The sequence below is a fragment of the Streptomyces sp. NPDC056144 genome (genome assembly GCF_042264145.1).
In the GTDB taxonomy this organism is placed as follows: Bacteria; Actinomycetota; Actinomycetes; order Streptomycetales; family Streptomycetaceae; genus Streptomyces.
The window spans coordinates 573,961-591,875 of the sequence record NZ_JBHJVF010000005.1 but is presented as its reverse complement, the minus strand read 5'-3'; the positions used below and the strand labels follow the sequence as shown (position 1 = coordinate 591,875).

Annotated in this window: 16 protein-coding genes; 9 read left to right on the top strand and 7 right to left on the bottom strand. The window is 73.9% G+C overall.

The features are described 5' to 3' along the window. Nucleotides 1-113: 113 nt before the first annotated feature. Nucleotides 114-1,808 (bottom strand): HtaA domain-containing protein, encoded by a 1,695-nt coding sequence (locus tag ACFC0Z_RS19295; protein WP_376439122.1) that lies wholly within the window; start codon nt 1,806-1,808, stop codon nt 114-116. 31 nt (nt 1,809-1,839) lie between these two features. Then, nucleotides 1,840-3,306, bottom strand: coding sequence for an HtaA domain-containing protein (locus ACFC0Z_RS19290; RefSeq protein WP_376439119.1), 1,467 nt, complete (start codon nt 3,304-3,306; stop codon nt 1,840-1,842). 90 nt (nt 3,307-3,396) lie between these two features. Between ACFC0Z_RS19290 and ACFC0Z_RS19285 the strand changes: the two genes are divergently transcribed. The 8 genes from ACFC0Z_RS19285 to ACFC0Z_RS19250 all read left to right on the top strand — a co-directional run bounded on the left by ACFC0Z_RS19285 (nt 3,397) and on the right by ACFC0Z_RS19250 (nt 12,445). Further along, nucleotides 3,397-4,434 carry a hemin ABC transporter substrate-binding protein gene (locus tag ACFC0Z_RS19285; protein WP_376439117.1) on the top strand — a complete coding sequence of 346 codons (1,038 nt, stop codon included), beginning with the start codon at nt 3,397-3,399 and terminating at the stop codon, nt 4,432-4,434. After that, on the top strand, nt 4,431-5,552 hold the full coding sequence (locus ACFC0Z_RS19280) for a FecCD family ABC transporter permease (protein ID WP_376439114.1): 1,122 nt from the start codon (nt 4,431-4,433) through the stop codon (nt 5,550-5,552). Before ACFC0Z_RS19285 ends, ACFC0Z_RS19280 begins: the two co-directional genes overlap by 4 nt. Further along, nucleotides 5,549-6,577, top strand: coding sequence for a heme ABC transporter ATP-binding protein (locus ACFC0Z_RS19275; RefSeq protein ID WP_376439111.1), 1,029 nt, complete (start codon nt 5,549-5,551; stop codon nt 6,575-6,577). Before ACFC0Z_RS19280 ends, ACFC0Z_RS19275 begins: the two co-directional genes overlap by 4 nt. Before the next feature lie 163 nt (nt 6,578-6,740). Next, nucleotides 6,741-7,898, top strand: a complete 1,158-nt coding sequence (gene efeO, locus ACFC0Z_RS19270) for an iron uptake system protein EfeO (protein WP_376439108.1) — start codon at nt 6,741-6,743, stop codon at nt 7,896-7,898. A gap of 36 nt (nt 7,899-7,934) precedes the next feature. After that, the gene (efeB, locus tag ACFC0Z_RS19265) at nt 7,935-9,209 is read left to right on the top strand and encodes an iron uptake transporter deferrochelatase/peroxidase subunit (RefSeq protein WP_376439107.1); all 1,275 of its coding nucleotides are present in this window, start codon (nt 7,935-7,937) and stop codon (nt 9,207-9,209) included. 42 nt (nt 9,210-9,251) lie between these two features. Then, complete coding sequence (gene efeU / locus ACFC0Z_RS19260; RefSeq protein WP_376439105.1) at nt 9,252-10,145, top strand: iron uptake transporter permease EfeU; 894 nt, start codon at nt 9,252-9,254, stop codon at nt 10,143-10,145. Further along, the gene (locus ACFC0Z_RS19255; protein WP_376439102.1) at nt 10,102-11,148 is read left to right on the top strand and encodes a hypothetical protein; all 1,047 of its coding nucleotides are present in this window, start codon (nt 10,102-10,104) and stop codon (nt 11,146-11,148) included. The genes efeU and ACFC0Z_RS19255 overlap by 44 nt, the downstream gene beginning before the upstream one ends. Before the next feature lie 58 nt (nt 11,149-11,206). Then, nucleotides 11,207-12,445: a GNAT family N-acetyltransferase gene (locus tag ACFC0Z_RS19250; RefSeq protein WP_376439101.1), complete on the top strand. Its 1,239-nt coding sequence runs from the start codon at nt 11,207-11,209 to the stop codon at nt 12,443-12,445. 32 nt (nt 12,446-12,477) lie between these two features. On the opposite strand, the gene ACFC0Z_RS19245 is transcribed toward ACFC0Z_RS19250, so the two are convergent. Both ACFC0Z_RS19245 and ACFC0Z_RS19240 read right to left on the bottom strand, forming a co-directional pair. Beyond that, nucleotides 12,478-13,257: a bifunctional DNA primase/polymerase gene (locus ACFC0Z_RS19245; RefSeq protein ID WP_376439099.1), complete on the bottom strand. Its 780-nt coding sequence runs from the start codon at nt 13,255-13,257 to the stop codon at nt 12,478-12,480. A 114-nt stretch (nt 13,258-13,371) separates the two neighbouring features. Further along, complete coding sequence (locus ACFC0Z_RS19240; RefSeq protein ID WP_376439096.1) at nt 13,372-14,022, bottom strand: TetR/AcrR family transcriptional regulator; 651 nt, start codon at nt 14,020-14,022, stop codon at nt 13,372-13,374. Nucleotides 14,023-14,178: 156 nt separating this feature from the next. Between ACFC0Z_RS19240 and ddaH the strand changes: the two genes are divergently transcribed. Next, on the top strand, nt 14,179-15,009 hold the full coding sequence (gene ddaH / locus ACFC0Z_RS19235) for a dimethylargininase (protein WP_376439094.1): 831 nt from the start codon (nt 14,179-14,181) through the stop codon (nt 15,007-15,009). Here ddaH and ACFC0Z_RS19230 read toward each other — a convergent pair. Genes ACFC0Z_RS19230 through ACFC0Z_RS19220 form a run of 3 tightly spaced genes read right to left on the bottom strand, consistent with a single transcriptional unit; the run spans nt 15,006 to nt 17,832 of the window. Beyond that, nucleotides 15,006-15,989: a small ribosomal subunit Rsm22 family protein gene (locus ACFC0Z_RS19230; RefSeq protein ID WP_376439091.1), complete on the bottom strand. Its 984-nt coding sequence runs from the start codon at nt 15,987-15,989 to the stop codon at nt 15,006-15,008. The genes ddaH and ACFC0Z_RS19230 overlap by 4 nt on opposite strands. 22 nt (nt 15,990-16,011) lie before the next feature. Continuing rightward, nucleotides 16,012-16,476, bottom strand: coding sequence for a hemerythrin domain-containing protein (locus tag ACFC0Z_RS19225; protein ID WP_376439088.1), 465 nt, complete (start codon nt 16,474-16,476; stop codon nt 16,012-16,014). Nucleotides 16,477-16,497: 21 nt separating this feature from the next. After that, on the bottom strand, nt 16,498-17,832 hold the full coding sequence (locus ACFC0Z_RS19220; protein WP_376439085.1) for a Bcr/CflA family multidrug efflux MFS transporter: 1,335 nt from the start codon (nt 17,830-17,832) through the stop codon (nt 16,498-16,500). Nucleotides 17,833-17,915 lie beyond the last annotated feature (83 nt).

Here is a 17,915-nt window from a genome sequence, read left to right as displayed (position 1 = left end):
CGCGGGGGGTGGGGGGGGGGGGGGGCGGGGGGCCGCGCCCCGGGTTGCGGGAAGGGGCGGGGTGGGGTGAAGGCCCCGCGCAGCGGCCCCCGGCCCGCCCCACCCCGTACCCGTCAGGACTCCATCGCGCGGCGCCGCACCGCGATGACCATCGCCCCACCGGCCGCCGCAATCACCCCGGACGCACCGAGCAGCAGCCCGGCCGGTGCCCCCGAGCCGGTCGCCGCGAGCGCACCCCCCGCACCGCCCGCCGTCCCCGCCCCGCCGATCGTCCCGGCGCCCGTACCGCCGGACGTACCAACGGCCGCACCGCCGGTCGCACCGCCGGTCGCGCCGCCGGTGGTACCGCCGGTCGTACCTCCGCTCGTGGCAGCGGGCGACGCCGTGGGCAGTTCGGCGTCCTGCGACGCCGCCAGCGTCACGGTCACCGGGTCCATGAGGGTGCCGGCCGGGTACCCGCCCTGGCCGCCCGGGGCGGAGAAGGTCGCGGCACCGGCCTCGGTCAGCTTCGCCGGGATGCCGGCGAGGGTGACGAGCCCGTCCTTCGCCGACCAGTCGGCCTTCGTCAGGTCCAGGTCGGCGAAGGCCACGTCGTCACGGGTCCCCTGGGCGGAGGTCACGTCGGCGGTGAGGGTGCCGGTGGTGCCGTTCGCCGTCACCTTCAGGTCGCCGATGGTCCAGTCGATGCCGTGCGCGGAGCACGCGAAGGCGAGGCGGCCGGAGAAGGCGGCTTCGGCCTTGCGGGCCTCGGCGTCGAGGTCGGCCTTGACGAAGCCGAAGTCGTAGGCGGAGCCCCGCTTCACGGCGCCGCCGGAGGCCGTGACCGTACCGCCGCACATCTCGCCGACGTACCGCTGCCAGCTCTCCTTCACGCCCCAGGTCAGTCGGCCGTTGACGACACCGGCGGGGTCTTCGGAGGGCGTGGTGGTGGCGGTCGGGGCCGAGGTGGTCGGCGGGACCGGCGAGGTGGTCGTGGGGGCCGGGCTGGTCGGGGTGACCGGCGGGGTGGTCGGAGGCTGCGTGGTCGGGGGCTGAGTCGTCGGCGGCTGCGTGGTCGGCGGGGCGGTGGTGGGAGCGGTCGTGGGCGGGGTCGTCGGAGGCGTGGTGGGCGGGGCTGTGGTGGGAGCGGTCGTCGGAGGCGTGGTCGGCGGGGTCGTCGGCCTCGCGCCCGCCTTCACCGTGAGCGTGGCCGCGTCGAGCGCGTCGCCCTCCTTGTAGAAGCCGGCGAACGCCGCCGCGCCGTCCTTCGTCAGCTTCGCCGGTATGTCCTTGAAGACCATGGCGCCGCCCGCTCCCTGGGACGGCCGGACCGCCGTCATGTCGAGCGCGGCGAAGGCGATGTCCTCGCGGGTGCTGAACGTGCCGTCCTTCTCCTTGGTGACGACGTCGGCGAGGATCTCGCCGGTCGGCGCCGCCGAGCCCTTCGTCGTCAGCCGGACGTCCGAGATCCGGATGTCGAGGGCGCCGGAGTGGGCCTCGAAGCGGACGCCGCCCTTGAAGGAGTTGGCGGTGGCGTGGGTGGCCGTGTCGTAGGTGCCGGTGCCCTCGACGAAGGTGAAGGCGCCGTTGTCCGGTGCCTGGCGGGCCCCGCCGTCGAGGGTGGTCCTGCCGTGGGCGAAGGGCTGGGCCAGGTACGAGCGGAAGGACTGCTTGATGCCCCAGTCGAGGGTGCCGTCGCTCAGCGTCATCGGGGGTGCGGCGTCGGCCGCGGCGGCGGGCAGGGCGAGGGCGACGGCGCCCGTGCCGAGGGCGGCGGCCGTGGCGACGGCGGCGGCGAGGGTGACGGATCGGCGCAGGGGGGTGGCCATGTCGGGGGTTCTCCTAGGTGGTGCGCGAAGGTCAGTTCGTGGACGTGGGGGTGGGGGTGCCGGTACGGCGACGGCGGCGTACGGCGAAGAGCACCGCGAGCGCGGCGGCGAGGAGCACACCCGCGCCGGTCGCGAGGTACGTACCGGTGGCCGAGGAAGAGGAGTCGGAGGAGTCGGAGGCCGCGGCAGGGGCGGCGGGGGTGGCGGTCCCTGAAGTCGCGGGGGCCGACGGGGTGGCCGCCTTCGCGTCGCTGCCCAGGTCCGGGAGCGCGGGCAGCCGCACCGTGGCGTCGACGGCGACGGCGAGCGAGACCGGGTCCATCGCCGTCCCCGCCTTGTACATCCCGCCGAAGGCCTTGGCGCCCGCCTCGGTGAGGGTGGCGGGGGCCTCGGTGACGGCGGCGAGGCCGTTCTTCGGGGCGAGGCCGGGGGCCGGGAAGGTCACGAGGGGGACGGCCTTGGTGACCTTCCCGGAGCTGGTGACGTCGGCGCCGAGCGTGCCCTTGCCGTCGGTCACCTTCACGGTGACCTTGTCGAGGGTGAGGTCGAGGTGGGCGCCGGTGAAGCGGAGGCTGCCCGCGAAGGCCGCGTCGAGGTCGTGCCGGGCCGGGTCGTACGTGCCCTTGCCGTCCGGGAAGCGGAAGAGCGCGCCGCCGTCCTGGGCGCCGGCCGCGAGGGTCCACTTCCCCTGGGCGACGGCCCCGGAGACGTACTCGCGGAAGGTGCGGCGGACTCCCCAGTCCACGGCGGCCGCGCGAATCGCCGGGGACGGCGAACTCGCCGCGGGTGACGGGCTCGTGGGCACCTGAGTGGTCGGGGCCGCCTTCGGCGCTGCCGGCACCTCCGACGTCTTGGGCGTCTCCGGCGCCTTCGGCGTCAGGACGTCCACGCTCAGGCTGATCGGGTCGAGCGCCGTCCCCGCCGGGTAGTACCCGGCGAACGCCGTCGCGCCCTGCGCGGTGAGCGTGGCCGGGACGCCCGTCAGGGCGACGGGGCTCGTGCCGCCGCGCATGTCGACGGAGCCGAGGTCCAGCGTGGCCAGCGGCACCCCGGCCGAGGTGGTCACGCGTCCGCTGCCCTTGGCCTTGCTCGCCATGTCGGCGTAGAGGGTGCCCCCGCCGCCCTGGATGACGATCCGGGGGCGGCTGATGGTGAGGTCCAGTTCGTTCGTGCCGTCCGCCGCGCGGTGGCCGGTGAAGCGGACTCCGCCGGAGAAGGCGGCCTCGAAGGCGCCGGTTCCGGGGTCGTACGAGCCCTGCGCGGAGTGGAAGCGGAACTGGCTGCCGCCGACCGTGGCGGCGCCGCCGGTGAGCCCCCAACTCCCTTGGGCGACGGGCCCGGTGACGTAGCTCTGGAAGGAGGTTTTGATTCCCCAGTCGAGCCGTCCGCCCTGCACCGTCCGGCCGGCCGCGTGGGCGGCGGGGGCCGGGACCAGGGTGGCGAGCAGGGCCGCGAGGAGGCTCACGGCGAGCGCGCGGGCGGATCTGGACAGCAGCATGGGACCCCTTCCAGGGGGCGGCGTGGACCGGAAAGTAAGGTAAGGCTAACCTAAGCAAACTGCCAACCGACAAGAACAGGACGGTGCCCGGTGCGCAGAACTCGCCTCGCGGGAGCGCTGACAGCGGTGCTCGCGCTCGCCCTCACGGCGACCGGATGCGGAGGCCAAGGCGGAGACGGGGGCCAAGGCGGAGGAAGCGAAGGCAAGGCGCCCGCCGCCGGGACCACCACGGCCACCACCGCCCCCGCCGACCGCGTCGAGCCGCTCGCCGCCCCCGCCGCGCCCCGACTCCCCGTCACGGTCCGCACCGCCGAAGGGCGTTCGGTCACCGTCGCCTCCGCCGAGCGGATCGTCCCGCTCAGCGGCTCCCTCAACGAGATCGTCTTCACCCTCGGTCTCGGCCGGAACGTCGTCGCCCGCGACATCACCGCCACCTTCGAGCAGGCCGCGAAGCTCCCGGTGGTGACCCGCGGGCACGACGTCTCCGCCGAGAGCGTGCTCAGCCTGCGGCCCACGGTCGTCGTCGCCGAGTCCACCACCGGCCCCGCCGAGGCCGTCGCCCAGATCCGCGACGCGGGGATCCCGGTCGTCGTCGTGAAGCCCGCGAAGGAGCTCACGGACGTCGGCGCCCGCATCGACGCCGTCGCCGCCGCCCTCGGCGTCCCCGCCTCCGGTACGGCGCTGGGGCAGCGCACCGAGGCCCGCGTCGAGGCCGTACGGAGCACGGTCCCCGCCCACGCCGGGAAGCCCCGCGTCGCCTTCCTCTACGTCCGGGGCTCGGCCGCCGTCTATCTGCTCGGCGGGGCCGGGTCGGGCGCGAGTTCGCTGCTCGAAGCGGCCGGCGCCGTCGACGCGGGCAAGGAGTCGGGCCTGACGAAGGACTTCACCCCCCTCACCAGCGAGGCCCTCGCGCAGGCCGCGCCGGACGCGATCCTCGTCATGAGCAAGGGGCTCGCCTCGGTCGGCGGGGCCGACGGGCTCGTGGCGCTCCCCGGCGTCGCCCAGACCCCCGCCGGGGCCGACCGCCGGATCGTCACCGTCGACGACGGGGTCCTCCTGAACTACGGCCCGCGCACCGACCAGGTCCTCGCCTCCCTCGTCGACCAGCTGTACGGGGAGGGGAAGTGACGGTTCTCCAGAGCGGCCCGAGGACCGCGCCGGCCGAAGGGGGCACGCAGACCGGCGAAGCCCCGCCGACACCCGTCCCGGCCAAGCCCCGACGCACCCGCACCGCCCTCCTCACGGCCTCCCTCCTCGCCGCGCTGCTCCTCCTCGCCCTCCTCTCCGCGGGCGTCGGCGCGTACGGGATCCCGCTCGGCGATGTCCTCGCCTCGGTGCAGCACCGGCTCGGCCTCGGCGGCCAGGCGCTCGACCGCACGGCGGAGAGCGTCCTGTGGAACATCCGGTTCCCCCGCGTCGTCCTCGCCGTCCTCGTCGGCGCCTCGCTCGGCTGCGCGGGCGCCCTCACGCAGGGCGTGTTCGGCAACCCCCTCGCCGAACCCGGGGTCATCGGCATCTCGGCGGGGGCGGCGGTCGGCGCGGTGGGCGCGATCTCGCTCGGCCTCACCTTCCTCGGGAACTGGACGGTGACGGTCTGCGCCTTCGCCGCCGGGCTCCTGACCGTGCTCGTCGTGTACGCGATGTCGCGCTCCGGCGGCCGTACGGAGGTGGTGACCCTGATCCTCACGGGCATCGCGGTGAACGCCTTCGCCGGCGCCCTCATCGGCCTCTTCGTCTTCCTCGCCGACAACGCGCAGCTCACCCAGATCACCTTCTGGCAGCTCGGTTCGCTGGCCCAGGCCACCTGGCCCAAGGTCCTCGCCGTCCTGCCCTGCGCGCTCCTCGGTCTCGCCGTCGCCCCCTTCCACGCCCGCCGTCTCGACCTGCTCGCGCTCGGCGAACGGCCCGCCCGGCACCTGGGCGTGGACGTGGAGCGGCTGCGGCTCGCGCTGGTCCTGGTGGTGGCGCTGCTCACCGCCGCCGCGGTGGCGGTCGCCGGGATCATCACCTTCGTCGGGCTGCTCGTGCCGCATCTGCTGCGGATGGCGCACGGCCCCGGCCACCGTTTCCTCGTGCCGGGCAGCGCGCTCGGCGGCGCGGTGGTCCTCGTGGCCGGCGACCTGGCGGCCCGTACGGTCGCGGCGCCCGCCGAACTCCCCCTGGGCGTCCTCACCGCCCTCATCGGCAGCCCGTTCTTCTTCTGGCTGCTGCGCAGGACCCGTCGCAAGCAAGGTGGTTGGGCATGACGAAGTCCGTACGTCTCCGAGGCCGGGTCCGGGGCCGGTTCCAGGGCCTGGTCCGGTCCCTGGTCCGGTCCCTGGCGGCCGGCCGGCGGGCCCGGGCGCTGCCCTCTCCCGTCCCGCGCGGGGCGCTCGTCGCCGAGGCCGTCGGGCTGCGGGTCTCGCTCGGCGGGCGGACGGTGCTCGACGGCGTCGGGATCGAGGTGCGCGCAGGGGAGGTCCTCGCCCTGGTGGGGCCGAACGGGGCGGGGAAGTCGACGCTGCTCGCCGCGCTCGCCGCCGACCTGGTGCCGGACGCGGGAGAGGTACGGATCGGGGGGATGCCCGCCGGGCGCCGGCCGGCCGGGGAACTCGCCCTGCGCCGGGCCGTCCTGCCGCAGGCCGCCGCGCTCGCTTTCCCCTTCCCGGTGGAAGAGGTCGTACGGATGGGCCGGGCGCCGTGGGCCGGGACCGGGCGGGAGACCGAGGACGAGGCGGCGGTGGCCGCGGCGATGGCGGCGACCGGGGTCGGGGCCTTCGCGGCGCGGCCGTTCTCCGCGCTCTCGGGCGGCGAGCGGGCCCGGGTCGCGCTCGCCCGGGTCCTGGCGCAGCGGGCGGGGCTCCTGCTGCTCGACGAGCCGACGGCCGCGCTCGACCTGCGCCACCAGGAACTGGTGCTGCGGGTCTGCCGGGAGCGGGCGGCGGCGGGGGACGCGGTGGTCGTCGTCCTGCACGACCTGGGGCTCGCGGCGGCGTACGCGGACCGGGTCGCGGTGCTGCACGGCGGGCGGATCGCGGCGGACGGGCCGCCCGGGGAGGTGCTGGGCGCGGAGTTGCTGAGCCGGGTCTACCGACAGCCGGTGGAGGTGTTCCCGCACCCGCGGACCGGGGTCCCCCTCGTCGTACCGACGCGCCGCCGGTCCACCGACGACCCTTCGTCGACCCACGCCGGCCCTCCGCCGGCCCACACCGGCCCGCCGCCGGCCCACGCCGCCCCGCCTCCGACACGCCCTCACGAAAGGGACGAATCGCCCCACTTGACCAGTCCTTGACCCGTCCATGAGGCGGTCATGAGATCCCTGTGATCCGCCTGTGTCCGAGCCGCCGGGGCTGAGAGGTGAATCACTGGACGGGCGGGTATAGCCAAGGTAAGCCTCGGTTAAGTTAGGTCCGCCTCAGTCCGATGCCGTCCCTCCCCCGCCTTCTGGAGCCCTCATGCGAGCCGTCCGCCTCTCCGTCGTCACCGCAGCCGCGACCGCGGCCGCTCTGACCGCCGTCACGGGCTGCGCCGAGAAGAGCGACGCCAAGGCGGAGGACGGCGCGATCACCGTCGTCGCCAAGGACGACTCCTGCGAGGTGTCGAAGACCGAGTTCCCGGCCGGCCACGTGACGCTGGCCGTCGAGAACCGCGGCTCGAAGGTGACCGAGGTCTACGTCCTCTACCCGGACGACCGGATCGTCACCGAGCGCGAGAACATCGGCCCCGGCACCAAGGCCACCATCACCGCCGAGATCAAGGCCGGCGACTACACGATCGCCTGCAAGCCGGGCATGGTCGGCGAGGGCATCCGCAAGCCGGTCAAGCTGACCGGCGCGGGCGCCTCGACCGCCAAGCGCTCCCCCGAGATGGACGCCGCCGTCGCCTCGTACCGCCAGTACGTGCAGGCGCAGGCCGACGAGACCCTCCCCAAGGTGAAGGTCTTCACCGACGCCGTCCGCGCCGGGAACGTCGAGGCCGCCAAGAAGGCGTACGCCGAGTCCCGCATCGGCTGGGAGCGCACCGAGCCCGTCGCCGAGTCCTTCGGCGACATCGACCCGAAGGTCGACGTCCGCGAGGACGGCCTGGAGGAGGGCCAGGACCCGGCGAAGGACTGGACCGGCTGGCACCGCCTGGAGAAGGCGCTCTGGCAGGACAAGAAGATCACCGAGCGCGAGAAGCAGCTCGCCGACACCCTCGACAAGGACCTCGCGGACTGGGTGAAGCGCGTCGGCAAGGCCGAGATCACCCCGACCTCGATGGCCAACGGCGCCAAGGAGCTCCTCGACGAGGTCGCCTCCGGCAAGGTCACCGGCGAGGAGGAGCGGTACTCGCACACCGACCTCGTCGACTTCAAGGCGAACGTCGAGGGCGCGCAGAAGTCCTTCGAGCTGCTCAAGCCGGTCGCCTCGAAGAACGACCCGAAGCTCGTCGCCGACCTCGACAAGCAGTTCGCGGCTCTCAACACGCTGCTCGACAAGTACCGCGCCGACAAGACCGGTTACGACTTCACCTCGTACGACAAGGTCGGCAAGGCCGAGCGCAAGGAGCTGTCGGACGGCGTCAACGCGCTGGCCGAGCCGCTCTCCAAGCTCGCCGCCGCGGTCGTCAAGTAGTCGTCGGACGAGGGTAGGGAAGGCGAGGACACGGACATGTCCGAGGAGACCGGGACCCGGGAGCAGGCGGCGGCCACCGCTCCCTCGCGCCGCAAGGTCATCGCCGCGGCCGGAGCCGGGCTCGCGCTCGGCGCCGTCGCGGCCGGCGGGGCCGCCGCCGTGATCACCCGCGACGGCGACGCCACCGCGCCCGTCGCCGACAGCGGCGGCGCCGTGCCCTTCCACGGCCCGCACCAGGCCGGCATCGCCACCGCCGTGCAGGACCGGCTCCACTTCGCCTCCTTCGACGTGACGACGAAGGACCGCGCGGAGCTGGTCCAGCTCCTCAAGGACTGGACGCGCGCCGCCGAGCGGATGACGGCCGGCGCCGAGGTCGGCGACGGCGCGTACGGCGGTCTGCCGGAGGCGCCGCCGGACGACACCGGCGAGGCCCTCGGCCTCAAGCCCTCCCGTCTCACCCTCACCATCGGCTTCGGCCCCTCGCTCTTCGACGGGCGGTTCGGGCTGAAGGACAAGCGGCCCGGGGCCTTGGTGGATCTGCCCAAGTTCCCGGGCGACAACCTGGACGCGGCGCGCAGCGGCGGCGACCTGTGCGTGCAGGCCTGTGCCGACGACCCGCAGGTCGCCGTGCACGCCATCCGGAACCTCGCGCGGATCGGCTTCGGCAAGGTCGCGGTGCGCTGGTCGCAGCTGGGCTTCGGCAAGACGTCCTCGACGACCCCGGACGCCCAGACCCCGCGCAACCTCTTCGGCTTCAAGGACGGCACGCGGAACATCGCGGGCACCGAGACCGACCGGCTCGCGAAGCACGTGTGGGTGTCCGGCAAGGACGCCGAGGGTCCGGCCGCGTGGATGGACGGCGGCTCGTACCTGGTCGCCCGCCGCATCCGGATGAACGTCGAGACGTGGGACCGCACTCCGCTCGCCGAGCAGGAGGACATCTTCGGCCGTGACAAGCGCGAGGGCGCGCCCGTCGGCAAGGCCAAGGAGCACGACGAGCCGTTCCTCAAGGCGATGAAGCCGGACTCGCACGTCCGCCTCGCCCACCCGGACAGCAACAACGGGGCGACGCTGCTGCGCCGCGGCTACTCCTTCACGGACGGCACGGACGGTCTCGGCCGCCTGGAGGCGGGCCTGTTCTTCCTGGCGTACCAGAAGGACGTCCGTACCGGCTTCATCCCGGTGCAGACGGCGCTGGGCCGGGCCGACGCCCTCAACGAGTACATCCAGCACGTGGGTTCCGCGCTGTTCGCGATCCCGCCGGGCGTCCGGGACAAGGACGACTGGTGGGGCCGGGCTCTGTTCTCGTGACGCACACACGTCGCCGTACGCACTTCGTGGAGGGAAGCCGACGTGTTCGGTAACTATCTGATCGGTCTGCGCGAGGGTCTGGAAGCCAGCCTCGTCGTCTGTATCCTCATCGCCTACCTGGTGAAGACCGGGCGCAGGGACGCGCTCAAGCCGGTCTGGGCCGGTATCGGCGTGGCCGTCGGCGTCGCGCTCGCGTTCGGCGCGGGCCTGGAGTTCGGCTCGCAGGAGCTGACCTTCGAGGCGCAGGAGCTGCTCGGCGGCACGCTGTCGATCATCGCGGTCGTCCTGGTGACCTGGATGGTCTTCTGGATGAAGCGCACGGCCCGGCACCTCAAGGCCGAGCTGCACGGCAGGCTGGACGCGGCGCTGCAGATGGGCACGGGCGCGCTGGTCGCGACCGCGTTCCTCGCGGTCGGCCGCGAGGGCCTGGAGACGGCGCTGTTCGTGTGGGCGTCGGTGCGGGCAGCCTCGGAGAACGGCGAGGGCGGCTCGTGGGGGCCGCTGATCGGCGTCCTCCTCGGCCTGCTCACGGCGGTCCTGCTCGGCTGGCTCTTCTACCGGGGCGCGCTGAAGATCAACCTGGCGAAGTTCTTCACCTGGACCGGCGGCATGCTGGTCGTGGTGGCGGCGGGCGTGCTCGCGTACGGCGTCCACGACCTCCAGGAGGCGCGCTTCCTCGGCGGGCTCGCCGACAAGGCCTTCGACGTCTCGGCGACGATCCCGCCGGACAGCTGGTACGGCACGCTCCTCAAGGGCGTCTTCAACTTCCAGCCCGACCCGACGGTCCTTCAGGTCACGGTGTGGGCGCTGTATCTGATCCCGACGCTCGTGCTGTTCCTGGTCCCGATAGGGTCGGGTCCGTCCGTGCGGGAGAAGAAGCAGAAGGCGACCGATGAGAAGGCTGAGGCTGCGGCGAGCGCCGAGACGAGCGCGTGACACGCGTGCGCGGCTGACCGCACGATCCGTCAGGGCCGTGGGCGCGACGGCGGCGGCGACCGCCCTCGCGCTGACCGCGAGCGGCTGCGTCACCGTCCACGGCGAGCTCGCGCTCGTGCCCGCGGTCGAGCGGGGCGAGGCGGCTCAGGCCCTCGCCGACTTCACGACCGCCTACAACGCGGCCGACAAGGCCTACGACCCGGCCCTCGACGCGGGCCGGGTCACCGGTCCGCTCGGCGAGATCAACCAGGCCGGCCTGCGCTCCCGCGCGGCCACCTCCCCCGGCGGCAACAAGGACCACCGCCCCCTCGCGCTGACGGACGCGCGGTTCGTCGTGCCCCGCACGACGGGCTGGCCGCGCTGGTTCGTCGCGGACGCGGACACGAACACGGACGTCGACCAGGGCCCCGGCGACCAGCGCTGGCTCCTCGTCTTCGTCCGCAACGGGCCGCACCAGCTGTGGGAAGCGGCCCACCTCGCCATCGTGACCCCCTCCGCCGTGCCCGCCTTCGCGGAGGAGGACGGGTATGCGGTGCCGGTCGCCGCGGACACCGACACCCTCGCCGTCCCGCCCGCCCAGCTCGGCACGCGGTACGCGGCCTACCTCAAGGACGGGGCCCCGGGGCCGTACGCCCCCGGACCGCACACCTCCCAGTGGCGGGAGCAGCGCGCGAAGGCCGCCAAGCGGCCCGCGCTCGCCACCCAGTACGTCGACCGCGCCGCCGACCAGGGCGACTTCGCGCCGCTCGGGCTGCGGACGAAGGACGGCGGCGCGTTCGTCTTCTTCGCGACCCGCTACTTCGAGCGGCAGACGGCGGCGACGGGCTACCGGCCGAGGGTCGAGCCGGACGTGAAGGCGCTCCTCAAAGGCACGGTGAAGAACACCGTCACCAAGGAGTGGGTGTCGAACCAGGTGGCCCTGGTGAAGCCGGCGGGCACCGACCGCGACGGCGTCGTGATCACGGGCCGGCTCCAGGGGATCGTGGGCGCGCAGGGCTCGTGAACTCCGGGCCCGGCTAAATCGGTTGCCCGGTGGGGGCGCCGGCGCTGCACTGTGCCCTGTGACCACGCATATTCGCCCTGCCTCCGAACAGGACCGCGACGCCTTCGTCGACACCCTCCACGCCGCTTTCGGCCGCTTCCCCGAGACCCCGGACGCGGAGGGCGGCGGGGTCTGGTGGGCGGCGCTCGACCTGGACCGCTGCCTGCTCGCCGTCGCCGAGGACGCGACGGCCAAGGACGGGCTGCGGCCCGTCGGCACCGCCGGCACGTACGCCTTCGAACTGACCCTGCCCGGCGGGGCGGTGGCCTCCGCCGCCGGTGTCTCCGCCGTCGGCGTCATCCCCTCGTACCGGCGCCGGGGCGTGCTCTCCGCGATGATGCGGCAGCAGCTCGAAGACCTGCGGGCGGACGGGGAGTTCCTCTCCGTGCTCCTCGCCTCCGAAGCCACGATCTACGGGCGCTACGGCTACGGCCCCGCCACGTACACGGAACGGCTGACGGTCCCGCGCCATCAGGCCGCCCTGGCGCTGCCCCGGGCCGGGGAGACCCCGGACACGGGGACGGTCGAGCTCCTGCGGCGCTCCGACTGCGGAGAGCTCCTGGAGGAGGTCTACGACCGGTACCGCCGCGCGACGCCCGGCGCGCTGTCCCGGCCGCCCCGCTGGTGGGCTCTGGGCGCGGGCCAGCCCCCGGTCTCGCGGGCGCAACGCTACATCGCCGTCCACCGGGACGCCGAGGGCGTCGCCGACGGGTACGCGGTCTACACGATCGGGGACGACCAGACGCTGAAGGTGGAGGAGACCGTCACGACCGACGACGCCGTCTTCACGGCCCTGGCCCGGTTCGTCCTCGGCCACGACCTGGTGGAGCGGGTCGTCTTCCGGCACGTCCCGCCGGGGCATCCGCTGCGCTGGCAGTTCGCCGACTTCCGGGCCGGGACGGTGAACGACGTGACCGACTGGCTCTGGGTGCGGCTGCTCGACGTCCCGCGCGCGCTGACCGCGCGCCGTTACGTGGCCGACGGGGAGCTCGTCCTCGACGTCGACGACCCGTTCCTCGGCGAGCACGGCCGTCATCTGCTGACCGTCAGGGACGGCAGGGCGGACTGCGTCCCGACGGACCGGGAGCCGGATCTGTCCCTGGACATCCGGGACCTGGGCTCGGTCTACCTCGGCGGTACGGCTCCGAGCACGCTGGTCCGCGCCGGGCACGTCACGGCGCACCGGGCGGGCGCGGCCGCGCTCACCGACGCCGTCTTCGGCGCGGAGCGTCCGCCGCACTGCCTGCACTGGTTCTGAGCGCGGGTCGGGCGGGCCGGGGCGTCAGCGGGTCAGCGGGTCAGCGGCCAGGCGATCTCGTGGGCCGGGTGGGCGCCGTCGCCCTCGGCCTCCCGTGCGGCCACGTGGCGGGCGCAGGCGTCCTGGAGGGTCTCCAGGAGGTTCAGGGGGTCCGGCAGGGGGTGCTCGGGGCCGCGGACCCAGGCGACGACCGGGTGGTCGTCCTCGTCACCGGGAAGCCGGGCCGGGGGGACGAGGACGTAGCTGCCGCGGCAGTGCCAGCGCAGGCCCGGGTGCTCGTCCATCGTCTCGGGGTGGCAGTCCAGCTCGCACGGCCACCACTCGTCCTCGTCCTCGGGGGTGCCGCGGGTGGCGGTGAAGAACAGCATGCGCCCGCCGAAGGTGTCGACGTCGGCGGACTCGGCGACGGGGCCGACCTCGACGCCCTCGGCGAGGAGGCGCTCCAGGGCGGCGCGGCCGGCGGCCAGCGGCACGTCGAGGACGTCGTGGACCATGCCGGTGGCGGTGATGAAGTTGGCCTGGGGCTCGTTGCGGGCCCAGCGTTCGATCTGCGCGCGGTCGGTGGTCGACTGCGTCTGCCAGGCGAAGGAGACGGGGTGCCGGGCGGGGGTGGGACAGCCGATCCGCTCACAGGAACAGCTGTAGCCCACGGGGTACGCGGCGGGGGCCAGGGGCAGCCCGGCGGCGGCGACGGCCAGGAGCAGTTTCTCGCGGTCGTTCTGGTCCCCGGCCGCGCCGCGTTTGGGGCGCCGGCGCAGCCACTGTGCGAGTTTGCTCTCCGTGCCGCGGTAGCGGCCGATGCCGTCGCCCATCTATCCCCTCACAGCTTTTGCTCGCCCGTTCGGCTCTGCCCATGGTCCCACCATCCTGCTCCTCGGGTGACCGGAGTGCGGAACCGGGGTGGGGAACCTGTGTGCGCGGTGTGTTCACGCCCTGGGGGCGAGACCGCGCAGGACCTGGTCGACGAGGGCGTCGGCGTAGGCGTGGGTGAGGGGCCGGGTGCGGTGGACCCAGCGGTGGTGGAGAGGGCCGACGAGGAGCTCGGCGGCGAGCCGCGGATCGGCCCCCGGGTCGACGTCCCCGGCGGCCTGAGCTGCCTCGATGCGGCGGACGTAGTACTGGAGCCGGGGTTCGAGCAGGGCCTCGGTGAAGCGGGCGCCGAGCTCGGGGTCGACGATCCCCTCGGCGGCGAGGGCGCGGGTCGGGGCGTCGTAGGTGGGGTCGTTGAACTCGTCGACGGTGGCGCGGAGCACGTACCGGAGGTCGGCGGCGAGGTCTCCTGTGTCGGGGATCTCACTCCCGGCGTCCCCGCCGAGGGCCTCGTCGGCCTGCCGAGCGAGGTCGAGGAAGGCGTCGAGGAGGACCGCGGCCTTGGAGGGCCACCAGCGGTAGATGGTCTGCTTGCCGACGCCGGCGCGGGCGGCGATGCCCTCGATGGTGGTCTTCGCGTAGCCGGTCTCGGCGACGAGGGCGAGGGCGGCGTCGAAGATGGCGCGGCGGGAGCGCTCGCTGCGGCGGGAGGCGTCGGGGGCCTTGGCGTCGGGGGTCTTGGCGTCGGGGGTCTTGGCATCGGGCATGGCCTGAATCTAGCAGGATGGCGAGACGCATCGTCTCGCTCGCGTGTGCGTCGGTCGAACCACCCGAACGGTCCACTGCACAAACCGGGTCGAGAGCGGACCATGGGGTCCACCGATCCTCGGTTCTTCCGTCAGCCCGTCCGTGAGGAGCCCCCTTTGCGCCCCACTCCGCGCACTTCCTCGCCCCGCCGTTATCTGATGTGCCCACCCGCGCACTTCACGGTGACGTACTCCATCAACCCGTGGATGGACCCCACCAAACCGGTCGACCTGCCGCTCGCCCTCGCCCAGTGGGAGGACCTGCGCGACCGCTACCGCGCGCTCGGCCACACCGTGGAGCTCCTGACCCCGGACCCGGCGCTGCCGGACATGGTCTTCGCCGCGAACGGCGCCACGGTCGTCGACGGCCGGGTCCTCGGCGCGCGGTTCGCCCATCCGGAGCGGGCCGACGAGGCCGCCGCGCACCTGTCCTGGTTCCGCAGGAACGGTTGGCCTGACGACGCCGTGCGGGCCCCGGAGCACGTGAACGAGGGCGAGGGCGACTTCGCCGTCACCTCGTCCTGGATCCTCGCCGGGCACGGCTTCCGCTCCAGCCCGCTCTCGCACGGCGAGGCGCAGGAGTTCTTCGGCCGGCCGGTGATCACCCTGGAGCTGGTGGACCCGCGCTACTACCACCTGGACACGGCGCTCTGCGTCCTGGACGACGCCCGCGACGAGGTCATGTACTACCCAGGCGCCTTCTCCCCCGGCAGCCGGGCCGTCCTCGAACGGCTCTTCCCCGACGCGCTGGTCGCGACGGAGGAGGACGCGGCGGCGCTCGGCCTCAACGCGGTCAGCGACGGCCTGCACGTGCTGCTGCCGCAGGCGGCGGTCGGGCTCTTCGAGCCCCTGCGCCGCCGCGGCTTCGAGCCGGTCGGGATGGATCTGGGCGAGCTCCTCAAGGGCGGCGGCAGCGTGAAGTGCTGCACCCAGGAGCTGCGCGACTAGTCCTCGTCCGCCGGCGGCCAGGAGTCGCCCCACTCGGCGTCACGGGCCTGCTTGTAGAGGGACCCGTGGCGCTTGGTGACCGTCTCGCGGCCGAGCCCGTCGGGCCCGCAGACGTCGAACTGGACCAGGCCCTTGCGGATCTGCGGCCTGCGCGTGATCCGGGAGACCGCCGGGGTCACCGGGAACCGGGCGGCGGCCACGTACGCGTACTTCTCGTCCTCGTACGGCAGCGAGCCGCCCTTCACCTGCCGGTGCAGCGAGGAGCGGCTGACCCGCGCCGAGAAGTGGCACCAGTCCGTGCCGGGCGCGATCGGGCAGGCACCGCTGTGCGGGCAGGGCGCCGCGACGGTGAAGCCGGCGTCGACGAGCCGGGTGCGGGCGGCGATGATCCGCTCGTAGCCGTCCGGGGTACCGGGCTCGACGATCACGACGGCCTGCGCGGCGCGGGCCGTCTCGGCGACGAGCGTGGCCCTGTCGGCCTCGGTGAGCTCCTTGAGGACGTACGAGACGGTCACGAGGTCCGTGTCGGGGAGCCGCAGCGCGGTGCCGATGCGCTCGCGCCGCCACTCGGCGTCGAAGGCACCCTTGGCCAGTTCGCGGCCGAGGGCGAGGGCGGGCTCGGCCCAGTCGGTGACGGTGGTCCGGGGCGGCGCCTCCGCCCAGGCCTCGGCGACGGCCCAGCTCGCCGCGCCGGTGCCGCCGCCGACATCGGCGTGCGTGGCGGGTGCCCACTCGGGCGCCGCGTCCCGGAGGGCGCCGAGTGCGCCCCGTACCGCCTCGAAGGTCGCCGGCATGCGGTACGCGGCGTACGCGGCGACGTCGGAGCGGTCGCGCAGCACGGGGGCGTCCGTGGGGGTGGTGCCCCGGTAGTTGGCGATCAGCCGCTCGACGGCGCGGGCCGCCTGGCTGGGCGGCAGCCCGTCGAGGAGCCCGGCGAGGGCGGCGCGCAGGGAGTCGGCGGAGGGAGCGGAGGCGTTCACCGATCCAGTCTAGGCGGCGCTCTCAGGTCGGGGTCCCGCCGCCGTGGACGGCGCTCCAGGCGGCGAAGGAGAGGTTCCACTGCTCGCCGGTGAGCTCGGTGAGGGAGGCCGGGAAGAGGCCGTCCTCCTCCTTCGCGATGTGCTCGTGGAGCTCGTCGACGGCCTTCCGGAACGCGGCCCGCTGCTCGGCCGATTCGAGGTCAAGGCGGGCCAGGAAGGCGGCGAGCTCCCGGTGCTCGGCGGCGAGGGCGTCGACGTACTCCCGGTACTCCTCGTTCTCCCGCATGACGGCGAAGAGGCCGCCCTCCTCGCCCGCCCAGTGGGCGAGGAGCAGGACGGCCATCTTCTCGACGAGGACCCCCGCGCGGGCCCGGTCCCCGGCGTCGAGGGCGCGTACGGCGTCCCCGGCGAGGTCGGTGACCGCCTCGTGCTCGGCGATGAACTCCTTGATCAGCGGGATGTCGCGGCAGCCGCAGTAGTGGCACATGCGGCCGATCGTCACATCGCGTCAGGCGGAAGGCGCGGTGGCGCGCCAGGGGCGGCACAGGCCGAGGAAGGCGGCGACGGCGAGGACCGCGCTCGCGAGCTGCACGACGGCCATCGGGACGGCGGTGTGCTCGCCCGCGATGCCGACGAGCGGGGAGGCGATGGCGCCGACGAGGAAGGAGGAGGTGCCGAGGAGCGCGGAGGCCGAGCCGGCGGCGTGCGGGGTGCGCATGAGGGCCTGGGCGTTGGAGTTGGGGAGGGTGAAGCCCATCGCGGTCATGAGGACGAAGAGTCCGGCGGCGACGGGCACGAGGCCGACGTTCCCGAAGACGCCGCTGGTCATGAGGAGCAGGGCGACGGCGGCGAGGAGGATGACGGCGAGGCCCCAGGCGAGGACCTTGTCGAGGCTGACGCGGCCGACGAGGAGCTTGCCGTTGACCTGTCCGGCGGCGATCAGGCCGACCGAGTTGAGGCCGAAGAGCAAGCTGAAGGTCTGCGGCGAGGCGCCGTAGATCTCCTGGACGACGAAGGGCGAGGCGGCGAGGTAGGCGAAGAGGGCGGCGAAGGAGAGGCCGCCGGTGAGGACGTAGCCGGTGAAGGTCCGGTCGGCGAGGAGGCCGCGCATCGTGCGCAGGGCGTCGCCGACCCCGCCCTCGTGGCGGCGTTCGGGCGGCAGGGTCTCGCCGAGGAAGCGCCAGACGACGAGGGTGAGGAGGATTCCGATGACGGCGAGGACGTGGAAGACGCCCCGCCAGTCGGTGATCCGCAGGATCTGGCCGCCGACGAGGGGCGCGACGATCGGCGCGACGCCGGAGATCAGCATGAGCGTGGAGAAGAACCGGGCCATCTCGACGCCGTCGTAGAGGTCGCGGACGACGGCGCGGGCGATGACGATGCCGGCGGCGCCCGCGAGGCCCTGGAGCAGCCGGAAGCCGATGAGGAGGTCGGCGGTGGGGGCGAGGGCGCAGACGGCGGTGGCGAGGACGTACACGACCATGCCGACGAGCAGCGGGCGCCTGCGGCCCCACTTGTCGCTCATGGGGCCGACGACGAGCTGGCCGAGGGCCATGCCGGCGAGGCAGGCGGTCAGCGTGAGCTGGACGGTGGCGGCGGGTGCGTGGAGCGCGCCGGTGACCTCCGGCAGGGCCGGCAGGTACATGTCCATGGAGAGCGGGGGCAGGGCCGTGAGGCCGCCGAGGACGAGCGTGACCAGGAGTCCGGTGCGCCGGGTGGCGGAGTCGCCCGAGACGGAGTCGCCCGAGACGGAGTCGCCCGAGGCGGCTCCGGCCTCCGAAACACTTTCGGTTATGTGCCCTTGTGTTGATCCCTCTGTTGCTTCCTGGCCGATCTTCGGCATCAACCGCTCCATTTCGTTGAATCTTTCCCTATGCTCTCAGCTCGACAGGAGTGGTCGAGACCTCCGAGGAACGTGGGAACGGG

Excerpts from the sequence above, each read along its gene's own strand:
- ACFC0Z_RS19225 (WP_376439088.1), bottom strand. The coding sequence starts at position 16,476 with ATGTGCCACTACTGCGGCTGCCGCGACATCCCGCTGATCAAGGAGTTC.
- ACFC0Z_RS19255 (WP_376439102.1), top strand. The coding sequence starts at position 10,102 with ATGAGAAGGCTGAGGCTGCGGCGAGCGCCGAGACGAGCGCGTGACACG.
- ACFC0Z_RS19220 (WP_376439085.1), bottom strand. The coding sequence starts at position 17,832 with ATGCCGAAGATCGGCCAGGAAGCAACAGAGGGATCAACACAAGGGCAC.
- ACFC0Z_RS19240 (WP_376439096.1), bottom strand. The coding sequence starts at position 14,022 with ATGCCCGATGCCAAGACCCCCGACGCCAAGACCCCCGACGCCAAGGCC.
- ACFC0Z_RS19295 (WP_376439122.1), bottom strand. The coding sequence starts at position 1,808 with ATGGCCACCCCCCTGCGCCGATCCGTCACCCTCGCCGCCGCCGTCGCC.
- efeO (WP_376439108.1), top strand. The coding sequence starts at position 6,741 with ATGCGAGCCGTCCGCCTCTCCGTCGTCACCGCAGCCGCGACCGCGGCC.
- ACFC0Z_RS19290 (WP_376439119.1), bottom strand. The coding sequence starts at position 3,306 with ATGCTGCTGTCCAGATCCGCCCGCGCGCTCGCCGTGAGCCTCCTCGCG.
- ACFC0Z_RS19275 (WP_376439111.1), top strand. The coding sequence starts at position 5,549 with ATGACGAAGTCCGTACGTCTCCGAGGCCGGGTCCGGGGCCGGTTCCAG.
- efeB (WP_376439107.1), top strand. The coding sequence starts at position 7,935 with ATGTCCGAGGAGACCGGGACCCGGGAGCAGGCGGCGGCCACCGCTCCC.
- ACFC0Z_RS19245 (WP_376439099.1), bottom strand. The coding sequence starts at position 13,257 with ATGGGCGACGGCATCGGCCGCTACCGCGGCACGGAGAGCAAACTCGCA.